General features: G+C 62.0%; 12 protein-coding genes. 5 read left to right on the top strand and 7 right to left on the bottom strand.

Annotated features, from left to right (window positions below; genetic code table 11):
• Window positions 1-65 precede the first annotated feature (65 nt).
• Window positions 66-785, top strand: a complete 720-nt coding sequence (gene phnF, locus GH983_RS19100; RefSeq protein WP_054150297.1) for a phosphonate metabolism transcriptional regulator PhnF — start codon at window positions 66-68, stop codon at window positions 783-785.
• 36 nt (window positions 786-821) lie between these two features.
• Here the strand turns inward: phnF and GH983_RS19095 are convergent, their stop codons facing one another.
• A complete protein-coding gene (locus tag GH983_RS19095) occupies window positions 822-5,072 on the bottom strand; it encodes a hypothetical protein (protein ID WP_153763246.1) in 4,251 nt (1,416 codons plus the stop codon).
• 389 nt (window positions 5,073-5,461) lie between these two features.
• Between GH983_RS19095 and GH983_RS19090 the strand changes: the two genes are divergently transcribed.
• The gene (locus GH983_RS19090) at window positions 5,462-8,167 is read left to right on the top strand and encodes a cation-transporting P-type ATPase (RefSeq protein WP_153763245.1); all 2,706 of its coding nucleotides are present in this window, start codon (window positions 5,462-5,464) and stop codon (window positions 8,165-8,167) included.
• A gap of 30 nt (window positions 8,168-8,197) precedes the next feature.
• On the opposite strand, the gene GH983_RS19085 is transcribed toward GH983_RS19090, so the two are convergent.
• Window positions 8,198-8,875, bottom strand: coding sequence for a GntR family transcriptional regulator (locus GH983_RS19085; protein ID WP_153763244.1), 678 nt, complete (start codon window positions 8,873-8,875; stop codon window positions 8,198-8,200).
• A gap of 157 nt (window positions 8,876-9,032) precedes the next feature.
• On the opposite strand from GH983_RS19085, the gene GH983_RS19080 reads away from it, so the two are divergent.
• Complete coding sequence (locus GH983_RS19080) at window positions 9,033-9,719, top strand: type 1 glutamine amidotransferase (RefSeq protein WP_153763243.1); 687 nt, start codon at window positions 9,033-9,035, stop codon at window positions 9,717-9,719.
• Between the two features lie 6 nt (window positions 9,720-9,725).
• On the opposite strand, the gene GH983_RS19075 is transcribed toward GH983_RS19080, so the two are convergent.
• Entirely contained in the window at window positions 9,726-10,637 is a 912-nt protein-coding gene (locus GH983_RS19075) for a LysR family transcriptional regulator (protein ID WP_153763242.1), read from the bottom strand.
• A 123-nt stretch (window positions 10,638-10,760) separates the two neighbouring features.
• On the opposite strand from GH983_RS19075, the gene GH983_RS19070 reads away from it, so the two are divergent.
• Window positions 10,761-11,690, top strand: a complete 930-nt coding sequence (locus tag GH983_RS19070; protein ID WP_069042824.1) for a ring-cleaving dioxygenase — start codon at window positions 10,761-10,763, stop codon at window positions 11,688-11,690.
• 58 nt (window positions 11,691-11,748) lie between these two features.
• Entirely contained in the window at window positions 11,749-12,357 is a 609-nt protein-coding gene (locus GH983_RS19065; RefSeq protein ID WP_153763241.1) for an alpha/beta hydrolase, read from the top strand.
• Between the two features lie 61 nt (window positions 12,358-12,418).
• On the opposite strand, the gene GH983_RS19060 is transcribed toward GH983_RS19065, so the two are convergent.
• The 4 genes from GH983_RS19060 to GH983_RS19045 form a co-directional block, all read right to left on the bottom strand.
• Window positions 12,419-13,435, bottom strand: coding sequence for a zinc-binding alcohol dehydrogenase family protein (locus GH983_RS19060; RefSeq protein ID WP_153763240.1), 1,017 nt, complete (start codon window positions 13,433-13,435; stop codon window positions 12,419-12,421).
• 80 nt (window positions 13,436-13,515) lie between these two features.
• On the bottom strand, window positions 13,516-14,487 hold the full coding sequence (locus GH983_RS19055; RefSeq protein ID WP_054150306.1) for an ABC transporter permease: 972 nt from the start codon (window positions 14,485-14,487) through the stop codon (window positions 13,516-13,518).
• Window positions 14,488-14,537: 50 nt separating this feature from the next.
• On the bottom strand, window positions 14,538-16,091 hold the full coding sequence (locus GH983_RS19050) for a sugar ABC transporter ATP-binding protein (RefSeq protein ID WP_069042827.1): 1,554 nt from the start codon (window positions 16,089-16,091) through the stop codon (window positions 14,538-14,540).
• Between the two features lie 100 nt (window positions 16,092-16,191).
• A complete protein-coding gene (locus GH983_RS19045; RefSeq protein WP_054150308.1) occupies window positions 16,192-17,178 on the bottom strand; it encodes an ABC transporter substrate-binding protein in 987 nt (328 codons plus the stop codon).
• Window positions 17,179-17,350: the final 172 nt, after the last annotated feature.

Genomic DNA, 17,350 nt, shown 5'->3' with positions numbered 1-17,350 from the left:
TACAAGTTACTTTATGAGTAACGCGTGGTCGTGACAAGCTTGTGACAGGGGGCGGTGTTTCCGTGATGCAGAGACAGAAGGGCGTGGCCCTTTGGCGCCAGATTTCCGATCGGATCCGCGCCAATATCCTGACAGGTCTCTATGACAAGACGGGCATGGTGCCGGCGGAAACGGCGCTGGCGGAGGAATTCGGCGTCAACCGCCACACGGTGCGCGCGGCACTGGCGGCGCTTGCGCAGGAGGGCATCGTGCGCGCGGCCCAAGGGCGCGGCACGATGATTACCCAGCGCGACAAGTTCGACTTTCCGATCGGGAGGCGTACCCGCTTCAGCGAAGGCATTGGCGAGCAGGCGCGGGATCTCAAGGGGATCCTGCTGTCGTCCGCTCGCGAAATTGCCTCCGCCGATCTCGTCAAGCGCCTGAAACTCAATCCAGGCGACGAGGTCTTGCGGCTCGATGGCATCAGAAAGGCCGACGGTCGTGCCGTCTCACGGTCAACCATGTGGTTTCCGGCAGAGCGGTTTGCTGGCATCGACACGGCATTTGCCGAAACGGGTTCGATCACCCGGGCGCTCTCTCGCTGTGGTGTCGATGACTACGTCCGTGAGGTCACCGAGATCTCGGCCGTCCACGCAGAGCCGGACGACGTTGTTCATCTCGAGTTGACGCCGGGTGCGATCGTACTGGTGACCCGTGCGCTGAATACCGATCCGGCAGGCTGCCCGATTCAGTATGCGGTCACCCGTTTCCCGGCAGATCGCGTTCAGTTCACGATCCGAAACTGAGCTGAGGCCGACCGCTGGCCGACCTCAGCCAGGTCTTCAGGATCCAGCCGCCTGGTAAGCCGCGAGCACGGCGGCTATCTGGTCCGGGCTCAAGTAGTTGGACTGTGTCGTCGTGATCGCCTGAAGCTGCGCCGACGTCATGTTGGAAATCTGACTGACTGTCAGCCCGGGGATCGCCTGCTGACTGATGGCTGCCAGATCCTCGGTCGAGAAGGTCCGCAGGTTGTTCGCACCCATCGCCGTCAATTGTGCCGAACTGAGCCCCGCGACCTGTGCTGGCGTCAAGGCTTCCGCCTGGGCGGCCGTGAGGGCGCTGACCTGGGCCACGCTCAGGCCGCCAATCGCCTTGGGATCCATGGCCGAGATCTGGTCCGTCGTCAGCCAGCCGACCCTGTCCGTTCCCAGTGTTGCCAGTTGGACGGCGTTCATCGCCCCGATCTGTGCCGTCGTCATGGCACCGATCTGATCCTGGGTCATCGCTCGAAGCTGGTGATAGCTCAGCGCCGCCACCTGACCCGTTGTCAGGGACGCGATCTGCTCTGGCTGCAGGGTGGCAAACACTGTCGGCGAGAGCCCTCCTACCGCGCTCGGCGAGAGGGCCGCAATGTCGGCGGAGGTCAGTGTTTCGAGTGCTGTCGGACTGAATGCCGACAACTGGGTCGCATTCAAGGCACCGAACTGCGCCGAAGTCATCGCGTCGATCTGGCTGGCGGTCAGCGTTGCGATCTGCGCCGTGCTCAAGCCGGCGATGGCCTTGGTTGAAATGGCTGCGATCTGGGTGGCGGACAGACCGGAAATGGTTCCTGCCGAAAGCGAGGCGATCTGTGTCGCCGTCAGGGCTCCGATCTGTGTCGGGGTCATGACGCCAAGCTGATCCGGACGCAGGGCGTTCAATTGGTCGAAGGTCAAGGCGCCGATCTGAGCGGCGGTAAGAACACCGATCTGCTCCTGGCTGAGGCCCGCGATGTTGGCTGCCGACAGGCCGGGAAACGCTGTGGGGGCAATCGCGGCGAGTTCGGCGTTGGAGAAGGTCGCCAGCTGTGCCGACGAAAGTGCTCCGATCTGCGTCGAGGTGAGCGCGGCAATCTGGGCCTGGCTCATGCTTTCGATCTGCGTGGTCGACATCGAGGCGATCTGTGTCGCCGTCAGGCCAGGGATCGCCTTGACCGTCAGTGCCGCGATCTTTTCGCTCGTCAGAGTGGCCAGGGCGTCGTTGGTCAATGCGGCGACCTGAGTGGCGCTCAATGCTGCGATCTGGGTGTTGGACAGGAGCGTGACCTGCTGGGGCGTCATCGCGCCGATCTGTGCCGGGGTCAGTCCCCCGATCTGTGCTGCCGTCAAGGCGCTGATCTGATCCGCTCCCAGACCGGCGATCTGCTGCGTGGTCAGCCCGGCAATGCCGGTTGCACTGATCGCGGCCAGTTTCGTGGCCGGCAGGTTGCTCAGCTGGGTCGGCGTCAGGGCGGCCACTTGTGTGGCCGTCAGGGCACCTATCTGTGCGGTGGTCAGGGCTTCGATCTGGATTGTCGACAGGGCCGCGATCTGGGTCGTCGAGAGCGCGGTAATCGCGGCCGTGCTGAGGCCTGCGATCTGATCCGGCGTCAGGGCGCCCAAGGCCGCCGTCGTCAACGCCGTCGCCTGCGTTGCGCCGAAGCCTGCCAGCTGTTTTGCACTCATGGCGTCAAGCTGGGTTGGCGTCAGGGCTGCGACCTGGTCCGTGCTCAGGGCGCCCAGTTGTGCCGGGGTCATGGCGGCAATCTGGTCAATGCTGAGGGCCGCGATGGTCTCTGCATCGAGGCTGCTCAACGCAGTCGTGTTGATGGCTGCGATTTCTGCCGGCAGGAAGGCGAGGATGTCTGCCTTGCGCATCGCGCCAAGCTGACTTGCCGTGAGGCCCGAGATTTGGGTCGCCGTCATGGCATCGATCTGATCGGCGGACATGGCCGCGATCTGTTCGTTGCTCAGAGACGCGATGCTGCGCGCGGAGAGGCTGGCAATCTGCTCGCGTGAAAGCGATGCGATGTTGCTCGGTGAAAGGGCCGCGATTTGCGCGGAGGTCACGGCCTGCAGCTGGGTGGAAGTCAATGATGCAAGCTGCGTGGGCGTGAAGGCGACCAGTTGCTCGCTTTTCATGGCGGAAATCTGAGCCGTGGTCAGCCTTGCGATCTGCTCGAGGCTCAAACCGTCAATCTTGTCCGCGGAAATCGATGAGATGGCGCTGGCGGAGATCGACGCAATTTCGGTCGGAAGGAAGGCTGCAAGCTGCTCCTTGGACAGGGCGCCGATCTGCGGCCCGCTCATCCGTGAAATCTGTGCTGCGGTGAGACCATCGATCTGGCTGTCGTTCAGCGCGGTGATGTGATCGGTCGTCAATCCGCTGATCGAGGTCGGTGAGACCGCAGCGAGCTGCGATGGTGACCAGACCTTCACAGCGTCGACCGACAGTGCCGACAGCTGCGCCGCCGTCAAGGCGGTGATCTGACTGTTGGTCATCGATTCGGTCTGGAACGCCGTCAGGCCGGAGACCTGGTCGGCCTTGAGGCCTCTGATCTGGGTGACAGTCAAGGCGGCGATCTGGGCCGGTGCGAGCGAGGCCAGATTCTCCGATGTCAGACCGGTGATCGCCTTTGCGCTAATGGCTGCGATCTTCGCCGGGCTCATCGCCTCAATGGCCTCTTGCGGCAATGCTGCGATCTGAGTGGCATTCATCGCGCCGATCTGGCTGGTGCTCAATGCGTCCAGCTGATCCATCGACAGCCCGCCAATCTGCTCGGCCGTCAGACCGGCGATGGCGCGCGTGCTCAAGGCTGCGATCTGTTCGTCCGAAAAGCCCGTGATGACGTTCTCGGGCATCGCAGCGAGCTGTGGACCTGTCAGGCCGCGGATCTGCGTTGGCGTGAGGCCCGCGATCTGGTCTGCCGTGAAGGCTGCGACCTGCGTGGTCTTCAGTGCCGTGATCTGCGAGCTCGACATTGCCCCAATCTGACTAGGGGTCAGGGCGGAGATCTGCGAAGGCGTAAGGCCCGTGACGGCAGACGAACTCAACGCACCGATCTGGGCAGCCGAAAGACCAGCGACCTTGTCGCTCGACAGGCTTCCGATCTGGGTTGCGGTCATGGCCGCGATCTGAGAGGTGCTGAGCCCCTTGAGCTGATCGACACTCATCGCGCCGAGTTGCTCGGCATTCAGGCCAGCGACGGCCTTTGGTGTGAGTGCTGCGATCTGTGTTGCGGTAAAGCCCGCGACGGTCGCTGGCGGCATGGCTGCGATCTGTGTCGCGCTGAGCGCCCTGATCTGGGTTGCGGTGAGTGCAGCCAGCTGCTCTTCGCTGAAGGCTGACATCTGGGTGCGGGTGAGAGCGGCAATCTGAGCGCCGGTGAGGCTCGCCATCTGATCCGGCGACAAAGCCGCGATCTGGTCTACCGAAAGACCCGACATGGCGCGTGGATTGATCGCTGCAATCTGGCTTGTCGAAAAATTGGCCACCTGTTCGGTACTAAACGCGGGCAGTTGCTTCGAGGTCAGCGTTGCCATCTGCGCCGTGGTCAACGCACCGACCTTTTCATTGCCAAGACCTGCAATCTGCGTGGTCGAGAGGCCAGTCATCGCGCGCGGCGAAATGGCCGCGACTTGCGTCGCGGAGAGCGCGCCAAGCTGGTCGGATGTCAGTGCTGCAACCTGGGTTGCACTCAGGGCCGCCATCTGCTGGTTCGAAAAGGCGCCGACCTGTTGGGGCGTGAGTGCTGCGATCTGGGTTGGCGTGAGCGTTGCGATCTGGTTCGGTTTCAAGGCCGCGATCTGGGTCGTGCTGAACCCGGCCAGTCTCTCGGCAGATTGCCCGCGCAAGGCAGCCGTGTTGATCGCCGCCATGTCTTCCGGCGAAAACGTCGCGAGGTCTTCCGCGCTGAAAGCGCTCAGTTGCGTTGCGGTCAATCTGGCGACCTGTGCGGGGGTCAAGGCTTCGGACTGCTCGGAAGACAACCCGCCGAGCTGGCTTGCCGACATCGCCGCGATCTGCGAGGCGACCAGACTTGAAACATCTTCAGTCGACAGGGCGGTGATCTGGTCCAGCGTCAGGCCGGTGATCGAACGGGGCGCGATTGCCTTCAACTGCGACGTCGACAGGCCTGCGACGGCTTCCGTCTGCAGCGCTGAGATCTGGGACGACGTCAGGGCGCCTACCTGCGTGCTCGACAGCTGGCTGATTTCGTCGTCTGACCAGGAGCTAACCGTCGAGTTGGGGAGCGCCCGGATCTGGGCTGGGCTGAGCAGGGAAATCGACGTCATCGCTATCGGCCTCTTGTTCTGAAACGAATGTGCTCAAATGTGTTCCACCGGTTGGCATGCAGCCGATCGAGGCAATGCGTCTCAACCTTTTCAACACCTTCCGGCACAAAGTCTTGTCTGGCGGGTCTGAGGACATCGCGCAGGACCACCTGCTTTTAAGCCGCAAGGCTTGCCTGAGCCTGTGCTTCCACACCTCCCGGTTGGTTGTCGCCGGCAGGCGTCCGAGGCGCGAAGCCGAGGCCGGCATCGTCCAGAATTGTCATAGATCAAGGCGAGAGGCCTATCATGACGACATTCTCCCGCACGTCAGCAGATGCAGTACCCGCAAGGGCTGCCGAGGCCATTCTTCAGCGGGCCTGTTCGAGAATCGAAATGCGCAGAGGACTGGGATGAACGACAGAACCGCAGATTTTATGCCGCATGCCCTGCCGCCGCAGGTGGTGCTCCAGGCGATGGATACGGATGTCGCGGGGCTCGGGGCAGAGGAGGCCAAGCGAAGGCTGGAGGTCCATGGTGCCAATCGTCTGCCTGCAGCGCCAAAGCGCAGCCCCGTCGTCCGCTTTCTGTCGCAGTTCCACAATGTCCTGATTTATGTCCTGCTGGCTTCCGCAGCGGTCACAGGTTTCATGCAGCACTGGATCGATACGGGCGTCATCCTCGCGGTCGTCTTCGGCAATGCCGTCGTCGGTTATCTGCAGGAAGGTCGTGCCGAAGATGCGATGAATGCGATCAGGGTCATGCTGGCGCCGCATGCCGCGGTGCTTCGTGACGGCCGCCGGACTTCGGTCGATGCCGCCGATCTCGTGCCGGGAGACATCGTGCTGGTCGAGGCCGGCGATCGCGTTCCCGCGGATCTGCGACTGCTGGAAGCGCGAAGCCTGAAGGTCGAGGAGGCGGCCCTGACGGGTGAATCGGTGCCTGTCGACAAGACCGGCGAAGCCGTCTCGGCCGATTCCGTTCTGGGTGATCGCAGTTCGATGCTGTTCAGCGGAACGCTGGTTGCCACGGGGACGGGCAAGGGTGTCGTGGTCGCGACTGGCATGGCAACGGAGATCGGCAAGATCAGCGGGATGCTGGAGGCCGTCGAGTCTCTCTCGACGCCGCTCGTTCGGCAGATGGATGTCTTTGCGCGCTGGCTTACCCTCTTCATCCTCATCATATCGGGCATGCTGCTCGCCTACGGGCTGGTTGTCAGGCATCTTCCTTTCGATGAACTGTTCATGACCATTGTCGGTCTTGCCGTCGCAGCGATCCCCGAAGGTCTCCCGGCGGTCATGACGATCACACTTGCCGTCGGTGTCCAGGCGATGGCTGGTCGCCATGCGATCGTCCGACGGCTGCCGGCGATCGAGACACTGGGTTCGGTGTCCGTGATCTGCACGGACAAGACTGGTACGCTGACGCGCAATGAAATGGTCGTGGCAAGCCTCGTGGCTGCGCGCCATGTCTATGCAGTTGATGGAGAAGGCTACGCACCGGAAGGTTCCGTCCGCTGGAACGACGCCGATGTCGATCCGCAAGACCACGCCGTTCTCTCCGAATTCGCGCGTGCCGCCGGGCTCTGCAATGACGCCGTGCTGCATTCGGCTGATGGCGCCTGGCGCGTGGAAGGCGACCCCATGGAAGGGGCCTTGATGGCGCTTGCGGGCAAGATCACCGGTGGCGGCAGTGATCCCTTCACCGCAGGTTGGCGACGGATCGATGCCATCCCCTTCGATGCCGCGCATCGCTACATGGCCGTTCTTCACGTCGATGACGAGAACAACAGGCATGTCCATGTAAAGGGTGCGCCAGAGGCCGTTTTCGAGCTTTGCGCCACCCAGCGCATGCCGGATGGCTCGTCGGCAGCGCTCGACGCGCCATACTGGGAACAGATGGTCGAGGTTCTTGCCGCTGAAGGGCAGCGCGTGCTCGCTGTTGCCGTCGGCGCTCCACCAAGCGGCGGGGCGCATCTTGTCCAGGCCGAGCTTCCCGGCACGCTGACGCTGATCGGCCTGGTGGGCCTGATCGATCCGCCGCGCCCGGAAGCGATTGTCGCTGTGGCCGACTGCCATCAGGCGGGCATCCGGGTGAAGATGATCACTGGCGACCATGCTGCGACTGCCCGGGCGATCGCCGGAATGATCGGGTTGAAGAACACCGATCGGGTGCTGACCGGAGCGGATCTCGACCGCATGGACGATGTCACGCTATCGCTTGCCGCCGCCGAGACCGATATCTTTGCTCGAACCTCGCCGGCTCACAAGTTGCGGCTGGTCACCGCGCTCCAGTCCCAGGGCTTGACGGTCGCGATGACCGGTGACGGTGTCAACGATGCGCCGGCCCTCAAGCGGGCCGATGCAGGGATCGCGATGGGCGTGAAGGGCAGCGAAGCGGCGAAGGAAGCCGCCGAGCTGGTTCTGGCGGACGACAACTTCGCCTCCATTGCCGCCGCCGTTCGTGAGGGGCGCACCGTCTACGACAACATCAAGAAAGTGATCAGTTGGACCCTGCCGACGAATGCTGGCGAAGCGGGAACTATCATCGTCGCGCTCTTTGCCGGCCTGGCGCTCCCGGTCACGGCCGTCCAGATCCTTTGGATCAATCTGGTCACGGCGACTACGCTCGGATTGGCGCTTGCCTTCGAGCCATCGGAAGAGGGTACCATGCGGCGACCACCGCGCCGGCGGGACGAGCCGCTTTTGACCGGCGACCTCATCTGGCATGTTCTGCTCGTTTCCGTGCTCTTTGCCGCTGCGGTTTTCGGAATTTTCTTCTACGCCCTGGACAGGGGTTATCCGATTGAGCTCGCACGCACGATGGCGATGAACACCCTGGTCGTCATGGAAATCTTCCACGTCTTCTTCATCCGCAATATCTACGGAACATCGCTCACCTGGCAGGCCGTGCGCGGGACGAAGGTCGTCTGGATCTGCGTGATCTCCGTATCGGTTGCCCAGTTCGCCGTCACTTATCTGCCCTTCATGCAATCCCTGTTCGGGACGCAGAGCGTTCCCCTGCAGGACGGGTTGCTGATCGTCGGGATCGGGGCCGTGTTCTTCGCTCTGGTGGAAATCGAAAAGCAGATGCGTTTGGCATTCCGCAATCGGGGCTGACGCTCGTCCCGGTGCATCAAGCGCGACAGGTCATCGGGCGGCGACAGTTGCTTCGCTTAGGAAGTGCCGCCCGAGGTGGCCGACCCCATCCTGTATGTCTGCTTCGATTGCGGCCGAAAGCGCATCAGGATCCCTTGCGCGGATCGCGTCCAGTGCCTCGGCATGCCGGTCAATTCGGTAGCTTTCTTCCAGCTTGGCCGTGGCCAGGCGCATGAACGGGCCGAGACGTAACCAGACGGACTCCGTCAGATCGAGAATGACACCACTCGCTCCGGGCTCGTAAAGCGTGCGATGGAAAAGGAAGTTGAGTTCCGTCGAGCGCAGCAGATCGTTCGCCGCATAGGCGTCGTCGATCGCGGTATCGATTATCTGCAGACGTTCTAGCCGTTCGGCGTCGATATGGGGCAAGGCCCTGGTTGCCGCAAGTGTCTCGAGCGCGATACGGGCGGCAATGATCTCCTCGAATTTGGAAAGCGTCATTTCCGGCACGCGCACGCGGCGATTGTCGAGATATTCCAGGGCTCCGTCGGCCACGAGACGATGAAGCGCTTCGCGCACCGGCATGGCACTGACGGCCAGATCTTCGGCCACACCGTTGATGGTGATCGGCAGGCCTGGAGCGACCGCGCCTGACATCACACGGCTGCGCAAGGTCCGGTAGACCCGCTGCTTCAACGATTTCTCTGCCTTGCCTTCTTCAAATGCCATGGTTCAGATCCAGATCCCGCCTTTTCGCTGCTATCGTGGACAGGGCGCGCCGAATAGCCGTGCACCCTCTTGAAATTTGATCAAACTAGCATTTGGTATAGATGGACGGAGTGCAAGGCCCAAAGGCCGTTCTTTTCGCATGTTTCAGGAAGCCCACATGACCGCCAAGACCATCGGCATTCTCGTTACGGGTCACTCACCCGCCGAACTCGCGACCGAGTACGGCAATTACGCCGATATGTTCGCCGCGCTGCTGGGCGATTTCGACTTCTCGTTCAAGCGCTACTTCGTCGTTGACGGCGAGTTCCCGCAAAGTCCGACCGAGGTCGACGGATGGCTGCTGACCGGCTCCAAGTTCGGCGTCTACGAGGACCATGACTGGATCCGCAAGCTTGAGGACTTCATTCGCCAGGTGCATGCGGCCAAGGTGCCCATGGTCGGGATCTGTTTTGGACATCAGGTGATGGCCAAGGCACTCGGTGGGCATGTCGAGAAGTTCAAGGGGGGCTGGTCTGCCGGTCCGGTGACCTACAAGCGGTCCGATACGGGCGAAGAGCAGGTGCTGCTTGCCTGGCATCAGGACCAGGTCATCAAGGTACCCGAGGGAGCCGAAGTCGTCGGCAAGACCGACACCTGCGAGAACGCCGTCATCCGCTACGGCGATTGGGGTCTCTCCTATCAGCCGCATCCGGAGTTTTCGCCGCGCTTCTTCGAGGGGCTGGCGGAGGCCCGCAAGGCTGCCATCCCCGAGCCGCTCTTCGAGAAGGTGAAGAAGGTCGACGTTCCGATCGCGACGGACCGCATCGCTCAGGAAATCGGCGAATTTCTCGGGCGCGACCGCTGACCTTGGTCAGCTGGTCCGTCCAGCGTCCCAGCTTTCCTTGATGAAGGCCTCGAAGAAGTCCGAGAAGGTCGCGACCCTCAGCGGCAGCTGTTCGTAAGGCGGATAGTAGAGCGTCAGCCATATTTCCGGTGTGCTCCATTCGGGGAGCACCTCGACCAGCCGGTCGGCACGCAAGTCCTCCTCAATAATGAAACGTGGCAACAGCGCGATGCCCTCGCCTGCGACAGCGAGCCGGCAGAGGAAGTCTCCGTTGTTGATCGAGAAACGGCCCTTGGCTTCGATCGTTCTCGTCTGCCCTGGCCGGCTGAGGACCCAGGTCTCCGTCTTCAGCTGATCGTGATAGCTCAGGCATTCTAGCCCGCTCAGGTCCTCGGGCATAATGGGCATGCCATGGCGGGCGATGAAGGAGGGCGCGGCGACCAGCAGCCGGGGCACGGGGCGGATCTTGCGCCAGATCGTCGACTTGTCGGTCGGCGGCCCGGAAATGCGGATCGCGAGGTCGTAGTTCTCCTCAACGATGTCGATGAAGCGGTCCGAGAGTTCGATCGCGACGCTGGTGCGTGGATGAATGATTGCAAACTGTGACAGGACCGTCGGCAGGACTTTCATGCCGAGCGACATCGGGGCCGAGACGCGAAGCGAACCGGCGGTCACTTTCTGCAGATCCCGGGTTTCCTCCGTGGCGCGGGCGAGGCCCTGGACCAGCGGTGCGACACGCGCGGCATAGGCGGCACCCGCCGAGGTCAGCGATACCTTGCGCGTGGTGCGCAGCAAAAGCTGGACGCCGAGCTGTTCCTCCAAGCTAGAGATCGTGCGCGTGACCGAGGCGGGCGTCATGCCGAGCAGGCGGGCTGCGGCGCTGAAGCTGCTCTGGCTGGCAACCGTCAGGAACGTTCTGATCGCTTCGAGCTCGCCCATCTGATTATTGCTCCCAGTGAAATAATATCCACAATATTACAACTGTTCACATCAGAAAAGCCATGGCCCATATTCCGTTCAACAGAACAAGGCCGGCGCGAGTGCCGGGAAAGGATCAGAGCCATGCTTACCCAGATCAAAGGCCTGCATCACGTTACCTCCATGGCTGCGGATGCCCAGGAAAACAACGACTTTTTCACCAAGACGCTTGGCCTTCGCCGGGTCAAGAAGACCGTCAACTTCGACGCGCCGGATGTCTATCACCTCTACTACGGCGACGAAGTCGGCAATGCCGGATCGGTCATGACCTATTTTCCGTTTGCCAATATGGGCAAAGGTGGTCGCGGTGCCGGCGAAGTGTCGGAGACCGTCTTCTCCGTGCCGAAGGGCACGCTCGGCTTCTGGCAGGAGCGCCTGTCGAAGGAAGGCGTGAAGCAGCTCGGTTCCTATTCGCTGTTCGGTGAAAATCGTCTGCGCTTTGCCGGTCCCGATGGCGATGGCTTTGCTCTTGCCGAAGTCGATGGCGACAGCCGCGTGCCGTTTGCCGGCCCGGTTGCGGTCTCGGAAGGCATTCATGGCTTCCGGGGCGTGACCATGCGGCTGCGCGACGAAGGGGCCACGGGTGAACTCCTGAAGTTCATGGGCTATCAGCCGGTCGACAGCCAAGGTGACTTCGTGCGCTACGCAGTCCCCGGCGGTAATGGGGCCGACTATATCGATCTCGAAGTGCTGCCGGGTGCATCGCATGCCCAGCAGGGCGCCGGATCGGTTCACCATGTTGCCTTCGCCGTCGAAGACCGCGCCGCCCAGCTCGAGGTGCGCAAGGCGCTGCTCGACACGGGATATCAGGTCACGCCGGTCATCGACCGCGATTACTTCTGGGCGATCTATTTCCGCACACCGGGTGGTGTGCTGTTCGAAATTGCCACGAACGAACCTGGCTTCAACCGTGACGAAGATACCGCACATCTCGGTGAGGCGCTGAAGCTGCCGACCCGCTACCAGCAGTATCGTTCGCAGATCGAAGCCCATCTGACCCCGATCCAGGACTGAACGCACAGCGGGGCGATGCCTGGCACCAGGCGTCGTTCCCGATGCGGAGGAAAGCATCATGGTAATCGACAGCTATATACATCACCATCAGGCACCCCAGGGTGCTGCGCCGCTGGTCTTCACCTTCCATGGGACCGGTGGAGACGAACATCAGTTTCCGGGTCTTGTGGGACAGGTTTTGCCCGAGGCGGGAATCGTCTCGCCCCGCGGAGATGTTTCGGAATACGGGGCAGCCCGCTTCTTCAAGCGCACCGGCGAGGGTGTCTATGACATGGCCGATCTCGCAGAGAGGACGGCTAAGATGGCGGCCTTCATCCGCGCTCACAAGGAGAAGAACCCGGATCGCCCGGTCTACGGGCTCGGTTACTCGAATGGTGCCAACATTCTGGCTTCGGTCCTGTTCGAGGCGCCTGATCTCTTCGACCGGGTCATCCTCATGCATCCGCTGATCCCGTTCGACCCGCCGGCGCAGCCAGGGCTTGGGTCCGTCTCCGCGCTGGTCACGGCCGGACAGCGCGACCCGATCTGCCCGCTGCCGCTCACCGAGCGTCTGGTCTCCTACTTCGAGGCGCAAGGGGTGTCTGTCGAGACCTTCCTGCATCAGGGCGGGCATGAGGTATCGCAAGGCGAGGTCGATGCGATCGCGGCCTTCTTGCAGAAGGCCTGAGATCAGGAACACTCAAATGAAAAGCCCGCGTCAGAACCGCGGGCTTCTTCATATCCGGATTTCAGCCAATCTGGATCAGCGCCTTGATCAGGCCGGATTTCTCCCGCGCCCAGCGCGGCAGATCCGAGGCGAGATCTGCAAGCGTCGTGCGATGCGTGATCAGCTGGTCGATCGGCACGAGACCATCCGCGATCGATTTGCGGACATGATCAAAATCGACGCGGGTCGCGTTGCGGCTGCCGATCAGCATCATCTCGCGCTTGTGGAATTCGGGGTCGGAGAAGGTGATGTCCTCCTTCACCACGCTGACCAGCACCAGGCTTCCGCCGTGGGCGACAAAGCGGAATGCTCGTTCCATCGAGGGGCGATAGCCGGTGGCATCGAAGACCACATCGAAGCCGTCTCCCCCGGTCAATTCCGCGACCGCAGACTCGAGGCTGTCATCGGCGATCAGCCCTGATGTGAAGCCGAGGCGATCGGCTGCCATCCTCAGGCGTTCCTGGCTGGTATCGAGGAGGGTTACCTCGTGGCCAGCGATACGTGCGAAGATCGCCGTGCCGAGGCCGATGGGACCGGCGCCGATAACCAGTGCTTTTGAGCCTGCGGGAGCCATGGAGCGACGCACGGCATGCGCGCCGATGGCCAGAAATTCGACGGTGGCCGCCGCTTCCGGGGAAAGGTCGTCAGCGGGATAAAGGTTGCCCGAGGGTACCGTGATCTCCTCGCACATTGCGCCATCTGTGTGCACACCGAGCACGCGAATGTTGTTGCAGCAATTGGGCTTGTCCTTGCGGCAGGCGATGCAGGTGCCGCAGGCGATGTAGGGATTGACGATGACCTTCGTGCCGGCCGGCAGATCGACCCCCTCTCCAGCCTCCACGACGGTTGCCGAGATCTCGTGGCCCATGACGCGAGGATATTCGAGGAACGGGTGCTTGCCTTCAAAGATGTGGTAGTCGGTCCCGCAGATGCCGACATGGCTGATGGCAATGCGGGCTTCGCCTGCTTTAGGACGTGGCGCCGGATCGTGATCGACGATTTCGAGACGGCCCGGTTCGACACATAATGCGGCCTTCATGCTTGTTCCTCTTGGCTGCCCGGCAAGGTTTGACGAAAAAAAGGGGATGCCATTCGCGGCACCCCCACCTTGGGAAATTCTCAGCGGCTGCCGCGGCGGCGCAGCTGGTCGAAATAGACGATCAGGATGATCAGGGCGCCGGTGATGATGCGCTGCCAGAAGGAGTTCACGTTCATCAGGTTGGCGCCGTTGTTGATTGTCGCCAGAATGAAGGCGCCGAGCAGCGGGCCCTGGACTGAGCCGACGGCGCCGAAGAGGCTGGTGCCGCCGATGACCGAGGAGGCGATTGCCTGCAGTTCCCAGCCTTCCGCCTGGGTGGCGTTGCCGATCCCGATGCGCGAGGCAAGCAGGATGCCGACGAATGCCGCACAGGTTGAAGACAGGATATAGGCCATGTAGATCGTGCGGTTCACGTTGACGCCTGAGAGGCGGGCCGCCTCGCTGTTGGAGCCGACCGCGAAAAGATAGCGGCCCCAGCGGCTCAGGTGCAGGAAGATATAGGCCGGCACGGCGACCACGATGACCATCCAGAACAGGCTCGGTACCCCGAGGAAGTCGGCACGGGCGAAGTTGGTGAACGCCTCGTTCGAGATCGAGATGGTCGAACCATTGGTGATCAACAAGCCAATACCGCGCAGCGAGGTGAGGGTTGCGAGCGTGATGATGAAGGCGGGAAGACCCATGCGTACGATGCCGAAGGCGTGGAAGCTTCCGATCGCCACACCCATCAGGAGGGTGAGGATGATCGCCAGCCAGACCGGCAGGCCGGCGGCCAGCAGCCAGGCGAGGATGACGCTGGCAAAACCGACGACTGCGCCGACCGAGAGATCGATGCCGGCGGTGATGATGACGAAGGTCTGACCGACGGCGAGGATTGCCGTCATCGAGCCCTGACGCAGCAGGTTGCTGATGTTGTTCGGCGTCCAGAAGCTGTTGGTGGCAAAGCCAAGGAGCAGCCACAGGAAGAGCAGGAGGCCGAGCAGCGTGAGGCTGAAGAGGATGCTCATGCCCCTCTTCGGTGCGACCTTGGTCTCGGTGGTGTCGGTGCTCATCTTTGTCCTCCCAGTCGTCTTTTCATATCGGTGTTTTCGGGGATCTCGTCTCAGACGCCGATCGCCTCGGTCAGCACGTCTTCATGCGATGCGGTTCGATAGTCATGGCTCGCCACCAGTTTCCCCTGACGGAAGACATGCAGTCGGTCGGCCAGTTCGTAGACCTCCGGCAGATAGGACGAGATCAGGATGATGCCTGCACCCTGCTTCAGGAGTTCTGCGAAGAGGCGATAGATCTCCGCCTTGGTGCCGACGTCGACGCCGACGGTCGGCTCATCAAAGATGAAGAGGCGCGCGCCATGGCTCAGCCACTTGCCGATTACGATCTTCTGCTGGTTACCGCCGGACATGGCAGAGGCCAGCACGGCACGGGTCGGCGTCTTGATCTTCAGATCGTTGATCTGCTTGTCGGCGTTTCCGGCTTCCAGCTTTGGGCTGATGGTGAGGCCACGGCTCAGGCGGCCAAAGACCGGCAGGTTGATGTTGAGGCCGATCGGCAGATTGAGGCAAAGGCCCTGATCGCGGCGGCTTTCGGGGGCGAGCGCAATGCCTAGGTCCATGGCCTTGCGCTCGGTGTCGATGACGACTTTCTTGCCGTCCCAGAAGACTTCGCCTGCCGTCAGTTTGTGACGGCCATAGAGACCCAGCGCAAATTCGCTCCGACCGGCACCGATCAGGCCATAGAGGCCGACGATTTCGCCCGAGCGGACCGAGAGCGAGACATCCGAGAAACCCGGTCCGGAAAGGCCCTTCGCCTCAAGGATGGTCGCGCCGATCGGCAGCTTTTCCTTGTGGTAGATCTGCTCGATCGAACGGTTGATCATCAGTGAGATAAGTTCGGCGTCGTTGGTCTCGCCGATCAGGCGGGTGCCGACATGGGTGCCGTCGCGCAGGACAGAGACGCGGTCGGCGAGTTCGAAGACCTCTTCCATGCGGTGGCTGATATAGACGATGGTGACGCCTTCCGACTGCAGGCGGCGGATGAGGCGGAAGAGCTGGGCGGATTCCTGACGTGTCAGATAGGCGGTCGGTTCGTCGAAGATTATGAAACGGATACCGCGCATCGCTGCTTTGGCGGTGGCGATCAGCTGCTGTTGACCGATCGTCAGGTTGCCGAGGATCTCGCCGGCGGGAAGATTGAAACCGAGGTCGTCGAGGACGTTTTGCGCAGCCTGCGTCATGGCGCGCTGGCGCATGATTCCACCTGATGACATCTCGTCGCCGAGGAACATGTTGGCTGCGACTGAGAGATGCGAGCAGAGAACGACTTCCTGGTGCACGGCATTGATGCCGCGCTGGATCGCCTCGTTGGGGGTCGCGAGCGCAACCGGCTTGCCGCACCAACGTATTTCGCCCGAAGTGCGTGGAATGACACCGGTCAGAAGCTTGATGAGCGTGGATTTGCCGGCACCGTTTTCGCCGACGATGGCGTGAATTTCTCCAGCGAGGAAGGTGATGGTCGCGGGCTTCAGGGCCTCGACGGCGCCATACTTCTTCTGCAGGCCGATGAGCTCGAGGATCGGCGTTCCCGGCGGGATGCGATCGGTCTCAAGCAGTTCCGGCGCGTCATCGTGCCGGTGGCTCACATCGTGCAGCGAAGTCATATCATTCCTCCCGTAAATCAGTGGAAGCGGCCGACGCCTCCCGCGTCTGCCGTTTCCGGTTCGGCACGCGCGACGAGCGCCGCGCGTGCCGAAGTCTTGATCAGTTGACCTTCGGGTTCAGAAGGGCGTCGATCTTCGGGTCGGCCATATTGGCCTGGGTCACGAGGTTGGCACCGGTATCGACGAAGGTTTCGACCTTCTCGCCCTTGGAGACGGCGAGTGCCGTCTTCACGCCGTCATAGCCCATGCGATAGGGATCCTGGACGACGAGGCCGGCGAGCACGCCTTCCTTGAGGAAGCCGACGGTCTTTTCATCCGAGTCGAAGCCGATGACCTTGATCTTGTCGCCGAGCTTGTTTTCGGCGATCGCCTGACCGACGCCCTGCGCCATGATCAGGTTCGAGGCGAAGACGCCAACGATGTTCGGGTTGGCGGTGATCAGGTCGGTCATCATGTTGAGGCCGGTCGTGGCCTGACCATCAGCAAACCGGTCAACCACCACGGTGATGCCCGGATACTTGGTCTTCATCTGGTCGAGGAAGCCTTCACGGCGCTGGTCGAGCGAACCGACGCCCGGCAGACTGGTGATGATGGCGACTTCGCCTTCTTCCTTGCCGGTCGCGGCCTTGATGGCGGCTGCCAGGCCGTCAGCTGCAATGCGGCCACCCTGGACGTTGTCGGTGGTCAAGAACGATGTGAAGGCCTGGGAATCCGCACCAGAGTCGATGCCGATGATCGGAACCGCCTTGGCGGCTTCATCGATCGGCTTGCCGAGGGCCTTGAACTCGGTCGGCGAGATGACGACTGCGGCCGGGCTTCCAGCGACTGCGTTTTCCAGGATGCTAATCTGACCGTTGATGTCGGATTCCGACTGAGCGCCGAGTTCAGGCACGTTGACGCCGAGGTCCTTGCCGGCCTGACGGGCGCCGGCGAGCACGATCTGCCAGTAGAAGGACGTGGTGTCCTTGACGATGATCGGAATGGTCACGTCCTGTGCAAAGGAAGCGGCCGGCATCATTGAGGTCATCATTGCAGCGCCTGCAATCCCCATCAGGGCGCGGCGAGTCATGCTCTTCAGAATGGTCATTTGGGTTCTCCTCTCAACGCGTCCTGTTCCTCCGGTGAGATCGATCCGCAGAACGCAACCAGATCGATCTTTTATCGATAAAAAACATTTTATCGAGCACGCTACTCCAGCATTCTGGAGAATGCAAGCGGGCAAAAATGAGCTCCTCCAAACTCGATTTTGCCTTGAAATC

The organism is Agrobacterium sp. MA01 (assembly GCF_009650195.1).
Taxonomy (GTDB): Bacteria; Pseudomonadota; Alphaproteobacteria; order Rhizobiales; family Rhizobiaceae; genus Allorhizobium.
The sequence above is the reverse complement of the archived record's forward strand: the minus strand, read 5'-3'. Positions and strand labels throughout refer to the sequence as shown.